The sequence below is a fragment of the Leuconostoc sp. JNUCC 76 genome (assembly GCF_053667755.1).
The window spans coordinates 387,907-405,734 of the sequence record NZ_CM132206.1 but is presented as its reverse complement, the minus strand read 5'-3'; the positions used below and the strand labels follow the sequence as shown (position 1 = coordinate 405,734).

The 17,828-nt window shown below is 38.5% G+C and carries 16 protein-coding genes and 1 other annotated feature; of the genes, 1 reads left to right on the top strand and 15 read right to left on the bottom strand.

Annotation, left to right across the window (positions count from 1 at the left end; translation table 11 throughout):
* Positions 1-136 precede the first annotated feature (136 nt).
* Positions 137-1,105, top strand: coding sequence for a thymidylate synthase (locus JNUCC76_RS02215; protein WP_454155432.1), 969 nt, complete (start codon positions 137-139; stop codon positions 1,103-1,105).
* 21 nt (positions 1,106-1,126) lie between these two features.
* Here the strand turns inward: JNUCC76_RS02215 and JNUCC76_RS02210 are convergent, their stop codons facing one another.
* The 15 genes from JNUCC76_RS02210 to JNUCC76_RS02140 form a co-directional block, all read right to left on the bottom strand.
* Entirely contained in the window at positions 1,127-1,735 is a 609-nt protein-coding gene (locus JNUCC76_RS02210) for a JAB domain-containing protein (RefSeq protein ID WP_454155430.1), read from the bottom strand.
* A 35-nt stretch (positions 1,736-1,770) separates the two neighbouring features.
* Positions 1,771-3,159, bottom strand: a complete 1,389-nt coding sequence (locus JNUCC76_RS02205) for an MFS transporter (protein WP_454155428.1) — start codon at positions 3,157-3,159, stop codon at positions 1,771-1,773.
* Positions 3,146-4,330 (bottom strand): bifunctional folylpolyglutamate synthase/dihydrofolate synthase, encoded by a 1,185-nt coding sequence (locus JNUCC76_RS02200; RefSeq protein ID WP_454155426.1) that lies wholly within the window; start codon positions 4,328-4,330, stop codon positions 3,146-3,148. Before JNUCC76_RS02200 ends, JNUCC76_RS02205 begins: the two co-directional genes overlap by 14 nt.
* Positions 4,331-4,474: 144 nt before the next feature.
* On the bottom strand, positions 4,475-6,064 hold the full coding sequence (cshA, locus tag JNUCC76_RS02195; RefSeq protein WP_454155424.1) for a degradosome RNA helicase CshA: 1,590 nt from the start codon (positions 6,062-6,064) through the stop codon (positions 4,475-4,477).
* A 35-nt stretch (positions 6,065-6,099) separates the two neighbouring features.
* Positions 6,100-7,242 (bottom strand): serine hydrolase domain-containing protein, encoded by a 1,143-nt coding sequence (locus tag JNUCC76_RS02190; protein ID WP_454155422.1) that lies wholly within the window; start codon positions 7,240-7,242, stop codon positions 6,100-6,102.
* A gap of 23 nt (positions 7,243-7,265) precedes the next feature.
* Positions 7,266-8,594: a UDP-N-acetylmuramoyl-tripeptide--D-alanyl-D-alanine ligase gene (locus JNUCC76_RS02185; protein ID WP_454155420.1), complete on the bottom strand. Its 1,329-nt coding sequence runs from the start codon at positions 8,592-8,594 to the stop codon at positions 7,266-7,268.
* Position 8,595: 1 nt separating this feature from the next.
* The gene (rlmD, locus tag JNUCC76_RS02180; RefSeq protein WP_454155418.1) at positions 8,596-9,987 is read right to left on the bottom strand and encodes a 23S rRNA (uracil(1939)-C(5))-methyltransferase RlmD; all 1,392 of its coding nucleotides are present in this window, start codon (positions 9,985-9,987) and stop codon (positions 8,596-8,598) included.
* Positions 9,988-10,026: 39 nt separating this feature from the next.
* The gene (locus JNUCC76_RS02175; protein ID WP_454155416.1) at positions 10,027-10,293 is read right to left on the bottom strand and encodes a type B 50S ribosomal protein L31; all 267 of its coding nucleotides are present in this window, start codon (positions 10,291-10,293) and stop codon (positions 10,027-10,029) included.
* Between the two features lie 92 nt (positions 10,294-10,385).
* Positions 10,386-11,672 carry a UDP-N-acetylglucosamine 1-carboxyvinyltransferase gene (murA, locus tag JNUCC76_RS02170; RefSeq protein WP_011679296.1) on the bottom strand — a complete coding sequence of 429 codons (1,287 nt, stop codon included), beginning with the start codon at positions 11,670-11,672 and terminating at the stop codon, positions 10,386-10,388.
* Between the two features lie 80 nt (positions 11,673-11,752).
* Positions 11,753-14,209, bottom strand: a complete 2,457-nt coding sequence (pheT, locus tag JNUCC76_RS02165) for a phenylalanine--tRNA ligase subunit beta (RefSeq protein ID WP_454155414.1) — start codon at positions 14,207-14,209, stop codon at positions 11,753-11,755.
* A gap of 2 nt (positions 14,210-14,211) precedes the next feature.
* Positions 14,212-15,261: a phenylalanine--tRNA ligase subunit alpha gene (gene pheS, locus JNUCC76_RS02160; RefSeq protein WP_454155412.1), complete on the bottom strand. Its 1,050-nt coding sequence runs from the start codon at positions 15,259-15,261 to the stop codon at positions 14,212-14,214.
* Positions 15,262-15,360: 99 nt separating this feature from the next.
* Positions 15,361-15,554: a binding site (T-box leader), on the bottom strand.
* Between the two features lie 10 nt (positions 15,555-15,564).
* Positions 15,565-15,933 carry a winged helix-turn-helix transcriptional regulator gene (locus tag JNUCC76_RS02155; protein WP_072613141.1) on the bottom strand — a complete coding sequence of 123 codons (369 nt, stop codon included), beginning with the start codon at positions 15,931-15,933 and terminating at the stop codon, positions 15,565-15,567.
* 19 nt (positions 15,934-15,952) lie between these two features.
* Positions 15,953-16,882 carry a phosphoglycerate dehydrogenase gene (locus tag JNUCC76_RS02150; RefSeq protein WP_454155411.1) on the bottom strand — a complete coding sequence of 310 codons (930 nt, stop codon included), beginning with the start codon at positions 16,880-16,882 and terminating at the stop codon, positions 15,953-15,955.
* A complete protein-coding gene (locus JNUCC76_RS02145; protein WP_454155410.1) occupies positions 16,882-17,322 on the bottom strand; it encodes a nucleoside 2-deoxyribosyltransferase in 441 nt (146 codons plus the stop codon). Before JNUCC76_RS02145 ends, JNUCC76_RS02150 begins: the two co-directional genes overlap by 1 nt.
* 16 nt (positions 17,323-17,338) lie before the next feature.
* Positions 17,339-17,728 (bottom strand): cytidine deaminase, encoded by a 390-nt coding sequence (locus tag JNUCC76_RS02140; protein ID WP_454155408.1) that lies wholly within the window; start codon positions 17,726-17,728, stop codon positions 17,339-17,341.
* Positions 17,729-17,828 lie beyond the last annotated feature (100 nt).

The window sequence follows — 17,828 nt, the reverse complement described above, 5'->3', positions numbered from 1 at the left end:
TCATTTGCTATTTAACGGGGTTTTCGTTAGTATTTTAAGTAAAGATTAATTTTGAAAGGAAATGTGTTCGATAAGAAATCACCTGGGGGGGATTGTATGCCCACGATTCAGTCGCGCACATCACGTATTTTGACATATGTCTCAAAATGAACAACAATATCTCGACCTCGCAAAAAAAATTCTTAATGAAGGATCACATAAAGGAGACCGCACTGGTACTGGAACACGTTCATTGTTCGGTACGCAAATGCGATTTAACCTGTCTGAAGGATTTCCTCTTTTAACTACCAAAAAGGTTTTCTTTGGTTTGATTAAAAGTGAACTATTATGGTTCTTAAGAGGAGATAATAATATCCGATTCTTGCTTGAACACAATAATCATATCTGGGACGAATGGGCGTTTAAAAAATGGATCGAATCTGAGAAATATACCGGTCCCGATATGACTAATTTTGGTCTTCGTTCACAAACTGATGAAAATTTTGCCAAAATATACAAGGAACAAAAAGACATTTTCGTTAGCAACATTCTCAATGATGATGAATTCAAGGAAGAATTTGGTTATATTGGAAATGTTTATGGAAAGTTGTGGCGCAGCTGGGAAACAAATAGTCTGACCGCTGGTGATGAAACCGTTGATCAGGTAGCCAGACTTATTGATCAAATTAAGGAAACCCCGAATTCACGTCGCCTTATTTTAACAGCTTGGAATGCTGAGACCACACCACAAGCTCCCCTGCCTTCTTGTCACGTACTTAGTCAGTTTTATGTTGCGGACGGTAAACTCAGCTTGCAAATGTATCAACGCTCTGGTGACTTTTTCCTTGGTGTTCCATTCAACATTGCTAGCTATTCACTTTTGCTACACATGGTGGCAGCTCAAACTGGCTATGAAGTTGGTGAATTTATCCATACTATTGGTGACACGCATATCTACAATAATCATGTTGATCAAATAACAGAACAATTGTCACGACCTATGCACAAATTACCCAAACTATGGCTAAACCCAGAAGTTAAATCATTGTTTGATTATACGATGGATGATATCAAAATATTAGATTACGATAGTGAACCAGCCATTAAAGCGCCCGTAGCTGTCTAAATAAAAAAGTTATCTGAAAAATCAGATAACTTTTTTTAATTGTTGATTTTCTGACATACTCCAATACTCATTTTGCGTCACGATAAACGAATCAAATAAACGTAAATCCATTTGATGACCAATTGTTGCCAAACGCTGACTGAAAGTAATGTCTGCATTGGAAGGCATAATGTTACCACTAGGATGGTTATGTGCAATCATAAATCCAAATGCATTGGCTTTTAACACGCGTTGAAATATCTCTCGTGGTGAAGCTTGTACTTGACTTAAAGTACCCACAAAGACTACTTCCCAACCGATAACATTCAGCTGCGTATCAAGCAAAGCTACACTTAATTGTTCCTGCACTAAATTACCAATTTGTTGTTGCGCAAACCGACCTATTTCTGCTGAATATTTGGCATTTAGTAACTGTGGCCGTCGCTGGTGCGCAACATGTTTGCCAATTTCAATCCCCAATAGCAAAGCTTCATTAGCAATCGGATTATGAGACAAAAAATCTTCCACTATATCATTTGTCAATTCATTTAAATTATAGTTATTTGGAAAGTAACGTTGAAAAATATGAATATCTTTCTTTTCCGTATACCCCAAAACATTGTAAAATTTCTCCACTTTTTCTTTGACCATATTGTTTACCTCTACAATATGATACGTCATTCTCTCTATTTTCTTGTAGAACCTAAAGCACTCAATGAAAAAATGGTAGCTAAAACAATCAGTACGATGTCCACTCTAAATGTCCATAATGCACCAATGTGTGTTGACGAAGCCAACTCACGTACATTAATTGCTTGCTTTTGAAATGTAGCAATAATGCCAGCAGCAAGTGCAATACCAACTGCAGCGGAATAGTTCGTTGTTGCTGAAAAAATAGAATTCCCGGAGCTTTGAAATTCAACCGGTACACTGCTTACCGAATAGGTCATGTTGTTACCAAACCAAAAACCAGCCCCTATTTGAATAACCATGAATCCACCGGTTAAACTAATGAGATTAATTGGGATAAATGCAATTAGTAACGTTCCAACAAACATCAATATCACACCAATTGTAATTGGTAGCCGTGCACTATATCGATCATATAGGCGACCTGAAATTATAGCCATCACAGCATAACTTAAAGCACCTGGAAGTAAAGTCAAACCGGCAACTTGTGGATTTTTAAGTAAAACAATTTGTAGAACCATGGGTATTGCATAGTTAAAGGTTAAATTGACTATTTGAGCTACAAATGCCGCTGCTATACCAAAACGAAAAACTTTAAACTTAAATATTTCGGGGCTTAACAATGGATTGTCAACTTTTTTTGCATAAAGAACATAACCAATAATACCCACAAACATCGCCAGAGTCATCAATAAACTTAAGGGATTTACTAATCCATGTGTGCTGATTCTTTCGATGACAAAAATACCAGAGACAAAAAACAGACTTAACAACAGCCAGCCAATAATATCTAATTTTTCTTTTTTAATTGTTGAAACTTGCCTGATTGTGGCCCACCCAAGGATGAGAGAACCAATTTGAACCGGTAGCACAACCCAAAAGACCATATGCCAACCGTAATTTTGAGTTAGATAACCACCAAAAGCTGGACCAATTGCTGGAGCAAAAGAAATAATTAATGAGCCAAGTCCGACCATCGTACCACGTTTTTTTTCAGGAACTTGTTCGAAAATAACATTATACATTAACGGTAGGCCGACTCCACCACCAATCCCTTGTAATAACCGGCCGAACAATGTAATCACAAAGGTATTACTCACAGCATCTATCAGCACACCTACAATCGATATAACCGTGGCAACAATAAACTGACTTCGATTGGTGAAGTTTTTCTTTAACCATGGCGACAAAATAACTACCATACTTGTCAACAAGATGACACCTGATGTCAACCATTGTACAGTGCTAGAAGTTACCTTAAATTCTGTCATCAACATTGGAAAACTGACGTTCAGGGCAGTTTCTAACATAATATCAGTAAATCCCAGCAGTCCAATCGCTAAGACACTTAGCACCAAACGTGGGGATAACTTATCTTTTATCATATTGTTCTCTTACCTCACTTATAAAATATAATGATCCAGTTAATACCGTTAAATCCGCGGTTGATTTTTCAACCGCTTCTTGCCAATGTGGCATCGCAGATACCTGATACTGTTTTAATGTCTGATCGATGGATAAACTAGGACGGCCATTAGGTCCAGTAAATGGTACAAGAACAATGTTAAATCTGTCATCTTGCAATATTTCGTTGAATTCAGCAGTAACATTTTTATCCATCAAACTACCAATAATCAAGGTAATTTTTTTCTTTGGATATGCCACTGACAACGACTTGTATAAAGCACGAAGTCCTTGAGCATTATGAGCACCATCCACCATAATGTTTGGTGCAATTAATTCAAAGCGTCCCGAAAAGTGGCTCTCTTCTAGCCCTTTTTGAATTGTATCATCAGAAATATTCTGAGCAAAAGCACGTACTGCTGCAACAGCTGTCGCCGTATTTTCTATCTGATATTCTCCTGGCAATCCGGATTGAAATTCATGGCGCAGACCTTTTATCACATGTGAGGTTTTCTTTTCAATGACCAAGCGTGCTTCATCTGGTAAATCACCGGTAACAACAGCAACATCATCATGAATAATACCGGCCTTCTGTGATGCAATTTCAGTAATTGTATTACCCAACATTTTCTGATGATCTAATCCTACGCTAGTGATAACAGCTACCTTTGTATTTGGCATCACATTGGTAGAGTCAAGTAAACCACCAATACCCACTTCTATCACCAATGCATCTAATTTTTTTGAAGCAAAATAGGTGAACATAATCGCTGTCAAAACTTCAAATTCAACAGGAATATCCGGATATAATTCTTCATCAACGTTTACTAACACTTGCGCGACTTTGTTAGTAGTATGCAATAAATCATCTTTCGAAATCATCTCATTATTGATTTGCATTCGTTCCCGAAAATTAGTGATGAAAGGTGAAACAAACAAACCAGTATCATAACCTGCCACACGTAAAATGTTACTAGCCATCGTTGATACTGAGCCCTTACCATTCGTACCAGTGACATGTATGGCATATGGTAAATCATTTTGTGGATTTCCCAAGGCTGCTAACAATGTGGTCATGCGGTATAATGACTCTTTTTGACCACCTTTTGGCCGGTTATGAATATAAGATATGGCATCTTCAACTGTTTTCATTTACTTTCTCCAACTAAAAACCGTCCAAAATGTTTGGACGGTTTCATCGTGTTACAAAATGTGTGGATAACAACTCAATAATAGCTGAGCTCCACTTGTTCATAAAACATCATACAAAGATGTCTCAAACAGCATTTTAATTTATTAATCTTTTTCACGTACAGTAAATTCGCGACGTGATCCGCCACTACTGTTGCGACGACTTTCAGTTGAGCGACCGTCACGACGCTTGTAATCTCCAAAACGACGTTCGCTAGAAGCAGCGCCACTGCCTCGACGGCGATCATTACCACGGGTGTCACCGTTACCACGACGTTCGCGATTGCCACGGTAACCACCGCCGCCACCACCATTACGACGTCCACCGCTATTACGTGAACCACCGCGTGAGCCACCATTACCACCCTTGCGACGTGGTAATGGACGTTCACGAGTAATTTCAACTGGTGTATTTTGCTTTTCTAAATCAGCAACGCTAGATAATACAGCTGCAGCTAATTGTTCAGCAGTATACTTTGCTGTCAAAGCATCTACCTGAGATTGAATTTCTGAAACCTCAGTTGTATCAATTAACTTAGCAACTTCACCAGCAGCATTGTTAATCTTTCCAATACGGGCGTCCTTTAGAGATGCTGGTTCAAGAGGCGTCATACGCTTCTTAGTCAAATCTTCAACAGCACGTAAGTAATCCATTTCGTTTGGTGCAACGAATGTGACAGACACACCCTTAGCTCCGGCACGACCAGTACGTCCAATACGGTGGACATAAGATTCTGGATCTTGTGGAATATCAAAGTTATAAACGTGAGATACATCCTTAACATCCAGGCCACGTGCAGCAACGTCTGTTGCAACTAAAATATTAATCTCATGTGACTTAAATTGAGCCAACACACGTGAACGCATTTGTTGTGTTAAATCACCATGCAAACCAGCAGCGTGATAACCACGTGCTTCTAATCCTCGTGATAGTTCTTCAACACGACGCTTTGTACGACCGAAAACGATCGCCAATTTTGGTGCCTGTACATCAAAGATGCGCGTCATAGTATCAAACTTTTCGTTTTCACGCATACGAACAAAGTATTGATCAACCAAATCAGTTGTTAATTCTTTTGCTTCGATTTGAATATGTTCAGGGTTCGTCATGAACTTGACACCAATACGCTTAATTGCTGGTGGCATTGTTGCTGAGAACAATAGTGTTTGACGCTCTGCTGGTGTCTTTGAAATAATTGCTTCAATATCATCTAAGAAGCCCATATTCAACATTTCATCAGCTTCATCCAATACTAATGTACGAACATTATCAATTTTTACAGTCTTACGGTTAATGTGATCAAGTAAACGACCAGGTGTACCAACTAAGATTTGTGGATGTGACTTCAAATTTTGAATCTGACGGCGAATATCAGCTCCACCAAAGACAACCTGTACATCAACTCGCTTGTCGCGTCCCAGCTTTTTTAATTCTTCAGCTGTTTGAATTGCTAATTCACGCGTTGGCGATACAATCAACGCTTGAATGTTTTTATTATTTAAATCAATGTGCTCCAAGATTGGTAAACCAAATGCTGCTGTTTTACCAGTTCCTGTTTGTGCTTGTCCAATTACATCACGGCCTGCTAATGTTAATGGAATTGTCTTTTCTTGGATTGGTGTAGCTTCAACATATCCATGCGTTATAATAGCATCCAAAATGTCTTGTGACAAACCTAATTCACTAAATTTCAAAATTTTTTCTCCTTGCGCTTTGTGCGCGTTTGCCATTACTTTGTTGGAATGGCAGTCATTTTTGTAAATAATTCTCTGGCTAATGGTTGAAAACTGTGATTCTTATAATATTGATTACTAAGCAATATTACCGCATCTCGTCCATCATTGCTTATAACAACCGTGGGTTCAAATCCTGGCAAAATGCCGTGAGCATTAAGGTATTTTGCCTCGTGATACATTCCAGCAGCATAGGTCTCACCGGTTCGTGTTTGCCACAACTGACTGGGATGTTTAATGATAACTTTATCAATCATTAACCGATAAAAATGATACAATTCTCCAGTTGTCATGGCAACATTTCCGGTACCAGTTTCACGGTTGTACGCCACTTGATCTTCACTATAAGCTTTATCGTAGCTATTATCATACCCAATAGAACGATGTTTGGAATTGATGAAATCTTGGTAATTTCTCACATTTAAATGATAAGTATTATTGAATACTTGGTTCAACAATACGGCAAACGTTTTATTAGTGAGCTTCATCAAAATACCTGCTAACAAACGATAATTAACCGGTTGGTAAGACCAACCAATCCCAGTACCAGGTTCACCAATTTTAACAGCATGAACAGCAGAAAAATCAATGTTATCTTCTTCGGACTCAAATGTCGTCGGTTGAATGTGTTGACTTAAACCACTATTCATGGTGATTAAATCTCTAATCGTAATACTATTAGCATTCACCACATTCGGATAATAATCACTCAACTTAGTATCAAATGACAGTTTACCAGATTCTATTTGCTGCATTATTAATACAGCAGTCATGGCTTTTTCAATTGAGGCAAGCTGAAAAAGTGTTGAGGCATCGTTATCACGATGCATTTTTTCATCAGCCTCACCATAGCCCTTTTGCAAAATAATTTCATTATGGTGCACAATCAGCGCTGTGCCTATATAGTTTTCTGACTGAAGTTTTTTATCCAACGTCTCAGCAAATTTATTTTGTGGCGAGATATTGCTTTTTAGTGCTGACATATTGTTTGCACTATACTTATCATCAGCGATTGGATTAATCGTATATTGACCGTTATTCAACCGATTTGGCCATAACACTAATCCCATGATACAAACTAATATTAAGAACACAGACCATTTTCTGATCTTAAATTGTTGCTTCTGACTGCGTTTCATTTTGTGCCCCTCAACACATAAAACTATTTTACCAATGCGTTAACAACGCTCTCAAGATGAATCCCATGACTTGCTTTTAACAAAATCACGTCCCCGTTTTCACCTAACGTCTGTAAATCTTTGATTAATTCGGCTAACTGATCTGTTTCATATTGGTGCAAGTGCGCTGAATCAAAGCGTCGTTGCAAGATTGGATATAGATATTTATTCATCAATGGTCCAACCAAGTAAACGCCATCAACATTCGCATCTATCACCGTTTCTGCCAGACAAGCGTGCAAGCGTGCAGCCTGTTCGCCTAATTCTAACATATCACCCAACACAACATACTTGTGTGTGGCCGGTATGATTTTTAATGTTGCCAAGACAGCAGCAACAGCCGTTGGATTTGAGTTATAAACGTCACTAATTAAGTTCACGCCGTGAGATGTGGTGAGCTGTTCTGTGCGATTTTTTGTCAAATCAAAATGCTGAAGCGCTTCTGCAGCGTTTTTTAATTCAATATGTAATAAGATACCCGCTGAAATCGCTGCGAGCGCATTCATTATATTATACCGACCTAACAGTGGAATAGCAAATCGAGTATTTTGATAAGTAAAAATTGTCTTGGACGATGACGAATTAATATCTGTAATATCTTGTCCAAAAGTTTGCACATTTTGCTTAACTTGTACATTTGTCAGAAGAGGTTCATCATAAGGAATCAATAATGTTCCTTGTGATTGGAGACCTTTAGTAATTTCGAGTTTTGCCCTAGCGATATTTTCACGTGTTTTGAAAAACTCAATATGCGCCTCTCCGATCATAGTAATGATGGCAATATCTGGGCTCACTAACTCAGATAATGTCGTCAACTGACCAGGTCGATCCATACCTAATTCTACAACTAAAACTTCTGTATCATCTGGCATGGTGAGCAACGTCAAAGGCACACCGATTTCATTATTAAAGTTTTCAGGTGTTTTGAAGGTTTTGTATTGAGAACCCACTATTGCCGAAGTCATATCTTTAGTTGTTGTTTTACCATTTGAACCAGTAATAGCAACAACTTTAGGATTAATTTGGCGACGCCGATACTCTCCTAATTGCTGAAGAGCTAACAATGTGTCTGATACAATAATAGCTGGTATTTTTGAATCAATTTGATGCCTGTTATCCACTAAAACGGCTGTGGCTCCTTTTGTCAATGCTTGTTGCACATAATCATGCCCATCATTTTCAGCAACCAGAGCAACAAATAAATCTCCAGATTTAACTTTACGAGAATCAAAAGACACACCAGTAACTATTTTGGAATCTATTTGTGTTGTCGCATTTAATATCTGACCTATCTTTTTTACTGTGTAATTCATTTTAATCCTTTCGGAACACTGTAATACTTTCAACGTGAGAAGTCTGTGGAAATTGATCCACTGGTAAGACCGAACCATCAATATGATAGCCATTTTCAATAATCTCAACGGCATCACGACTCAAAGTTACTGGATTGCAGCTAATATATACTATTTTTTCTGGTGACATATCAGTTGTGGCGTTAATGAGAGAAGTCGTTAAGCCACGTCTCGGTGGATCAACGAAAACAACATCTGGCTTCAAACCTTGTTCTTGCCACTTTTTAAATTGCACAGGTGCATCAGCCAAAATATATTCGGCATTAGAAATATTGTTGACCTGTAAATTCAATTGTGCATCAGCAATAGCACCAGGAACAACTTCAACGCCAAGTACTTTTTTAACCCGACTAGCAACGCTAATTCCAATTGTCCCAATACCTGAATAAGCATCAATAACAGTGTCTGTCGGCTTCAAATCCGCTTTTTGGGCAGCTAAATCATATAAAACTTCGGTGGTTTTCGGATTAACTTGATAAAACGAATTAGGACCAATAATGAATTCATATCCAAGTAAAGTATCATAAATTGCTTTCTCGCCCCATAGTGTTCGATTATTTGGGCTTAACAAAACATAGTCTTTTTTGGGACTATAGTTCAAAATCAAGCTTTTTAATTCTGTCAGTTGATTTCTAATATCAGTAATAATCTCTGTTTCGTGCGAAATGACTTCTTCGTTTGAAACCAATACGACCATTAATTCATGAGAATAATAGCCGCGACGTATCATTATATAACGAATGGCACCACGTTCCAAATCAGGATCAAATGCTGTGATATCATACTTCTCCAAAATATTTCGAACCACAATAATTGCCTGGTCAATTTCTGCATCGTTAACAAAATAATCATCCATGGGTACTAAATCATGAGTCCCTCTCTTGTAAAACCCGCTGGTCAAATGATTATTCTGCCATTTTACTGGCACAATAGTCTTATTACGATAGTATGTTGGATTGTCCATCCCAATCGTTCGGTCAACTGACACATCAATATGCTGCTCTTCAAACAGCCTCTTCACTTGGGCTTGTTTTAGTTCAAGTTGTGCATCATATTTTAAGTTTACTAATGGTGCTGTCCCGGCATCAATCAAATACTGCCGGTCACTATTTTGACGTTTATCTGAACTTTCCAACCGGTCAAGAACTTTAGCATAGCCAGAAAATTTGTCTACTTGAGTTACCAGTAAATGCACCTTTTCACCTGGTAATGCATCAGCAACATACAACGGATACTTTGCTGTGACATAAACAATACCCATACCATCAATCCGAATATCATCGACGACAACGATTAACTCTTGATTTAATTTTACTGGTAAAACTGTGCGTGCGATAATTTTCACCTCATACATAAAAAGCGTTCACTAAAGTGAACGCTTCTAAAAGAACAATTACTTGTCTTCGTTGTTCTTGAAACCAAATCCAGCAAACTTCTTGTTGAACTTGTCGACCGCACCATCGGCTTGCGTAAACTTTTGCTTACCTGTATAGAATGGGTGTGAATCAGATGTAATATCCATACGAATTACTGGATATTCTTTACCTTCAAAATCAGTTGTGTCATTTGATGTTACAGTTGAAGCTGACAAGAACTTCTTTCCTGTTGAAGCATCAATGAAAACAACTTGATGATAATCTGGATGGATTTCTGCTTGCATTGTTCATTTCTCCTTAGCGCCCTGAGTCTCGTGACCCAGAGTCAGTTATTAACTAAATTAGTATACCAAATATTAATTCGTAACGCAATACATTATGGCATTAGATTGATAAGATCGATGCCTTCAATATTAATATCGGCGCCTAAACTTGTTAACTTCTCTTGAATACGATCATATCCACGTAAAATGTGATCGGCATTGTTAATAATCGTCTCACCATCAGCCATAATTGCTGCAATGACTAATGCTGCTCCTGCGCGAATTTCTGCAGCCTCAACATCAGTACCTACCAAACGTGGTGACTGATTAATCTTAATTTCGCCCGGCTTAGCTGAAGCAATATCACCACCCATACGACGTAATTCAGCAATGTGCTTCACTCGCTTTGGATAAATGGTATCAATGATAGTACTTTCACCCTGCGCTATTAACAGCAAGGGAGTGATAGGTTGTTGCAAATCAGTAGCAAAACCAGGGTACGGCATCGTTTTGATGGCGACCGGTTTTAATGCATCTGATTTGTATACATGAACTGCATCTTCACCAATATCAAGGTTAACACCCATTTCAATTAGTTTTGATGTATATGATTCTAAGTGCTCTGGAATAACATTTTTTATAGTCACGCCATCCCCATAGGCTGCTGCCATACTCATGTATGTTCCAGCTTCAATCCGATCAGGAATCACAGTATGTGTATTGCGTGCCTTCAAAGTCGGTACGCCAGCAATACGAATAGTATCTGTTCCCGCACCACGGATGTTAGCACCCATATTGTTCAAAAAAGTTGCAATATCAATGATTTCAGGTTCTCGTGCGGCATTCTCAATAACTGTTTGGCCTTTTGCACGAACCGCAGCTAAAACGATATTAATAGTTGCACCAACAGATACGGTATCTAAAGCAATACGCGCACCAATTAGACCATGATCCGTTGCATCAATATGAATAATATCATTGCTTTCAGTCACCACGGCACCTAGTGCTTCAAATCCCTTAATATGCTGATCAATAGGACGTCTGCCTAAATTATCGCCACCAGGGAAAGTCACTGTTGCACGGCCAAACCGGCCAAGTAATGCACCCATAAAATAATATGAAGCGCGTAATGACTTAATAGCGCCACTAGGCAAATCACTTTCTTCAATGCGTGTTGGATCAATATCCAACACCCCATTTTCAAACTTAGACGTCACATTCATTGCTTGCAAAATTAATTGCAAATTTTTAACATCTAGAATTTGCGGTACCGTATCAAATTTCACCGGTGTATCAGCTAAAATGGCCGCCGGGATTAATGCTACTGTTGAATTTTTAGCGCCACCAATTGTGACTTCTCCACGTATGCGTTTACCGCCGTGTACGATTATTTTTGCCATGAAATTATCCTATAACTTTATAGTCTGCAACCCATTATATCGTATTTACAATGACAACTCAAATAACATTAGAAAAATAATTAGCGTATCTCTGCATTAAATTTAGATTGTAATTCACTCATAATATATTCAAAATCAGAGTTCACATCAGTTTCTAGCAACGTGCCATCACTATCTTGATAAGTTAACGTGTAAGCAAGTGATTTTTTGCCTTCTGGCAAATTTTCACCTGTATAAACATCAAACAAAGTCACATCAACTAAGTGTTGCCCTGCTGCCTCTAAAATTGTTGCCCTAATGTCACTATTTGTTGTCGCCTGATCAACTAGTAATGCGGCATCACGACTAATCTGTGGAAAACGTGAAATAGGATTAAACTGAATGCCATCTATCACATGATCAAATATGGTAAATAAATTAAGTTCAAACCCAAATACCGGCGCTAACTTTTGATTTTTTGTAACCTTGGGGTGGATTTGACCAACAAAGCCGACATATTGGTCTCCAATATAAATATCAGCCGTTTGACCAGGATGCATATTTTCATGACGTTCTGTCGCAACATAATGGACGTTATCGACACCAATTTGATCTAAATAGCTTTCTACAACTCCCTTGATATCATAAAAATCAACGGCTTTTTCTTGCTTAGATTTTTGCCATGATGATTTTTGTAAATTACCAGTTACTACTCCCGCTATATGCTCAATTTCTTTTGGTTGCTCATTAAGTTCATTAGCAATAAACACTCGACCTTGTTCATATAGCGCGACGTTAGGTACAAAATGGCTCACATTATAACTGACATCATCTAATAATCCAGCTAACAAATTTTGACGAGCCGTTGTACGGTCAGAGCTCATAGGATAGTTTAATGTCACAACACCATCTGCTTTATTCTCAGCAAATAACTGGGACTTTTCACTCGTTGTTAATACATATGAAATTGCTTGATTTAATCCTAAACTCTCCATAATATGCCGGCTAGCACGAATTTGACGTTGCTGTCTAGACAATTTACCAGGCGTTGTGGGGCCGTAAGGCAATGTAACTGGTAAGTTGTCATAACCATACAAACGTGCTACTTCTTCAATTAAATCGGCCTCAATAGAAATATCAGCACGACGTGCTGGCACATCAACAACTATTTTTTCATCATTTTTTTCATAAACAAAGTTCAGTTTATCAAAAATGTTAGCAATTTCATCTGTTTCTAATGATGTACCCAAAATATCATTTACCCGTTGAGTCGATAATGACAATCGGATATCTTTACGAACATCATCAGCGGCAACAATTTGGCCACGTGCTACTTGACCGTCGGCTAATTCATCCACTAAACTAGCTGCATGATCCAAGGCATTAAGTGTTTCATCCCAGTTTAATCCACGCTCAAAGCGTGATGATGCCTCAGAATGTAAATTATGTCGTCTTGCAGTTGCTCGAACCAAACTTGGGTTAAAGATGGCACCTTCAATCACAATATTTTTCGTATTATTATCAATTTCAGAACCCAAGCCACCCATAACACCAGCTAACATTAATCCTTCTGATTCATCAGCAATAACAATGTCTTCACCAGATCGCAATGATCGCTCTTCACCATCGAGGGTTATCAACTTTTCGCCATCTTTCGCGCGGCGTACGTAAATATCTGAACCATTTAACTTGTCCAAATCAAATGCATGTAGTGGTTGCCCATAGGTTAACATCATATAATTAGTGATATCAACGATATTATTGATTGGGCGCATACCTGCATTCCACAGGTGCTTTTGTAACCACAAGGGGGAATCCTTTATGGTGACGTTGTTTACAACGCGCAACGCATACTTTGAAACTAGTTCTTGATCATCAATCTGAACAGCAACTTGACTATCTGCTGTTTTTTCATACTCGACCAGTTCAAATGATGGCAGAGTAACCGGCTTATTTAACATCGCCCCAAATTCATAGGCTGTACCGATCATTGATAGCATGTCTGCTCGATTAGGCGTTAAATCAGTATCTAATACCGGCTCATTCATTCCTAAAGCTACAAGCGCATCATCTCCAGGTTTGACATCATCAGTTTCATTAAAAACATAAATTCCTACTTCAAACGCTTTGGGGGCAATTTTGTCACTAAATCCAATCTCCTGCAGTGCAACTAACATGCCATAAGATAATTCTCCACGTAATTTAACTGCATTTAGTTCAATTAGCTCACCATTTTCGCGGTTAATAATATGTGCACCAACTTTAGCTAAAATAACCATTTGCCCTTCAGCTACGTTAGGCGCTCCCGTGACAATTTGTATTGGTTCTGGTTCACCAGCATCAACCTGAGTAATGACCATGTGGTCAGAATCAGGATGTGGGATTACTGACAATATTTTAGCTACTACAAGACCGTTTTGCCCTGAAGCAATCGTTGTATTACTGTCGATTTCTACACTTGTACGCTCTACTTTTTCCGCTAAATCACTCACTGTTTTTGAGTGCAAATCAATTGCATTATCCAAGTATTCATTTAACCATGTTAAGCTTGTTTTCATAATCAGTTCCCCTTTCGATTGAATTGTGACAAGAAACGCACATCATTCAAGTAAAATTGGCGTATGTCATCTACGCCATATTTCAACATAGCGAATCGATCTGGTCCTAAGCCAAAGGCGAAAGCTGAATACTTTTCAGGATCAATACCATCCATTTTTAACACATTCGGGTGTGTCATTCCAGCGCCAAGAACTTCAATCCACTCAATGTCTTCTGGATTCATATCTGGTGTAACTTCATTCCAAGAAACATCTACCTCCACAGATGGCTCAGTGAAAGGAAAATAAGAAGGTCGCATGCGAATTTGATGTTTTTCACCAAATAATTCTTGCATAATAGAAAGCAATGTACCTTTTAAGTCAGCCATTGTGATATTTTCACCAACAACCATACCCTCAACTTGATGGAACTGATGGGAGTGAGTGGCATCATCCGTGTCACGACGATAGACTTTTCCAGGAGCAATCATTTTCAGTGGTCCCTTTGAAAAATCATGTTTTTCAAGCGATCGAGATTGAACCGGAGATGTTTGCGTACGCAATAAAATCTCTGGCGTAATGTAAAATGTATCTTGCATATCGCGAGCAGGATGATCCTTAGGCAAATTTTCACGTTCAAAGTTATATTCGTCAGTTTCAACTTCTGGTGAATCAACTGTATCATCGATTATTTCAAACCCAAGGCCCAAGAAATGTTGTTCAATTTCGTCAATAATTTGTTGTAAAACGTGTGGTTGTCCTACCTGATGTGCGCTACCCGGCAGAGTAACATCAATTTTTTCTGCCAATAATTGTTGATTTAAAGCATATTCTTCTTGCGCTTGTTTTTTTTGTTTCAACAACTCTGTGATAATTTGACGAACATCATTACCGACTTCACCAACCATTTTGCGATTTTCTGCGGCGACGTCCTTCATCCCCTTCAGCAAACCTGTTAACTCACCCTTTTTCCCTAATAACTTCACACGTAATTGCTCAATATCAGCATTTTTATCATTAATTCGTTCTACTGCTGAATTTTTTAAAGTCGTAAGATCTTCAATTAAGCCCATATTTTTTCCTTTCACTATTGTGACCATTAGCTTTTATCTTTACCAGCCACCTATACTTTACAAATTAAAAGTCCCATGTAATTCTTCCAAAAAAGAACTACATGGGACGTTAAATACCGTGGTACCACCCAAATTCCTGGATAAATCCAGCTTTGGTGTCCATAACGGAGACAACCGTTGGTGATTAAACCAATACTCCTGACTGAATTTCATCGTATTTTAGCCACGGCCTTTCACTAATCACCGTTCGCTGAGGACATCAATACAATTACTGGGTCATTCATCGTATGCTTCTTTAGTATATCAAAATTTTGTTGCACTGTCAGGTTCTTCCAGGTTAGCAACGTTATTGAATTGATCTGACCATTCATGAATTGCTTTCATCATAGGTCGCATAGCTTCTCCCGCCTCAGTTAATTTATACTCGATTAAGTTGGAATCTTCATAAGTTTGACGAATTACTATGTTTGCAGCTTCTAACTCTTTTAAGCGCTCAACCAACACCCGATCCGAACACCCTGAAACAGCACGTGATATTTCTAAAAATCTTTTGGCACCACTAATCAGCAATGTTTCGATAATTAGTCCGTTCCATTTACGCCCCAAAAGTTCGAAAGTACAAGTAAAGTTCTTGCACAAAGTATTTTCAGTATTTTTTGTTTTTTTAACCATCATAACCCCCTGTTTTTAGTTAATTCACTTGAAATACAGCTCGTTCACCTTCCAAGACACGAACGATATCCTCTGCCGCTTTCAAAGCTACATTGTCCATGGCTTCCTTGGAAATCATAGCGACATGTGGTGTAACAAATGCGTTAGGCAAGTGTAGCAATGGATTTTTCGCTGTAATTGGTTCTTTTTCAACAACATCTACCCCAGCACCAGCAATTTCCTCATTAGTTAATGCCTCAACCAATGCGCTCTCATCAACAAGTGCTCCACGTCCGATATTAACTAATACGGCGCTCTTTTTCATTTTTCTAAAAACACTCGCATTAATCATATGCTTTGTTTCAGGAGTTGCTGGCAGCGCTGTCACTACAAAATCCGCTTGTTCATAGATCTCATCTAGCGTTGCCATATGACCATTAGTTACCTCATGTTGATGTCGTGCATAAGCCAATACTTTTACATTAAATCCCGTCAACATCCGACTAATTTCCTGGCCGATGTGCCCATAGCCAATAATACCAACTGTTTTTCCAGTTAACTCTTGACCGTGATGCGCGGCTAGGTAACGCTTGTTCGCATTATCAGTAATAGCTTGACGACGTTGATAAAATAGTCGTCCAGCCATCAACATATGCATCATGGCCGTTTCAGCGACCGCAGTCGCATTTGCTCCAGGTGTGTTGGTCACAACAATATCATGTGCACTGGCTGCATCCAAATCAACATTATCATATCCAACGCCATGACGTGCAACAACCTTGAGATTGGGCATCTTGGACATCAGGCTTTCGCCAAAAGGATGCATCATAATTAGAATGCCATCAACATCTGCATGCTCAAGAAAATCATCATCTGAGGCCTGAACATTTTTAATCACTTGATATCCCTTGGCTTCAAGATAGTCGACAGCTTTTTGAGATGTCATATTAGCTACTAATACTTTTTTCATTAGAATAGTTCTCCCGTAAATGGTAACTTTGGTGTTTGATCAAAATCATACGTTGCAATATCGTCCGAATTTGTGATGTAGGCAGTTAGTGATTCTGATAGCATCAAATTCACTGGGAACTTCAATTCATTAAATACAATAATTGGCTTTTTTTGTACCCATGCCATGCCTTGCTCAAATGCTGTTCCAGAATCGGCATCATCATCACGATAATCAATAATCGACAAAATAATTCCCGCATCTGTGACGTTCTTGATATCACGTTGAAAAACCTCTGCCGCCCATGGTGCAGTGAATTCAGGGTTTTCAGTCTTTTGATGTTTGCGGGGTGAATAATAATCAGTAACAGTTGGATTCGAATCAAGAGCAGCTTCAATACGTTTCACACGATCGATTTGTTCATTTGAAAAAAAAGGTCCTGCAAGATAAATTTGTGCCATTATTATTCTTCTTTCTTTATTGTAATGAATTAAAGGATCCCGGCATTAGTTCTGCAATATTTGTTTCAATTTCTTTACCTTGATCGTTAATTAACCAAATCGGCATTTCAGGGTCAAAAAACTCCACCATCACCTGCCGACAAGCACCACATGGAGCTATAGGTTCATCTGTACGACCTGAAATAACTAACCCATGAAAATGGCGTTGCCCTACTGCTATAGCTGTAAAAATTGCAGTTCTCTCGGCACAATTGGTTAGACCAAATGATACGTTTTCAATATTAACGCCCTTGAAAATTTCACCGTTTTCGCCGAGTAACGCAGCACCTACAGGAAAATGAGAGTAAGGGGTATATGTATCGTTAAGTGCTTGATTTGCAACGTCGACAAGTTTTCGTGGGGCCATGATCATTTTCTCCTAATATTATTTTAGCAAAAAATCAGTCGCAGGGACTGATTAGTTTTGCTTTTTATATACACGTTTAGCAATTATTATTTAACCGATA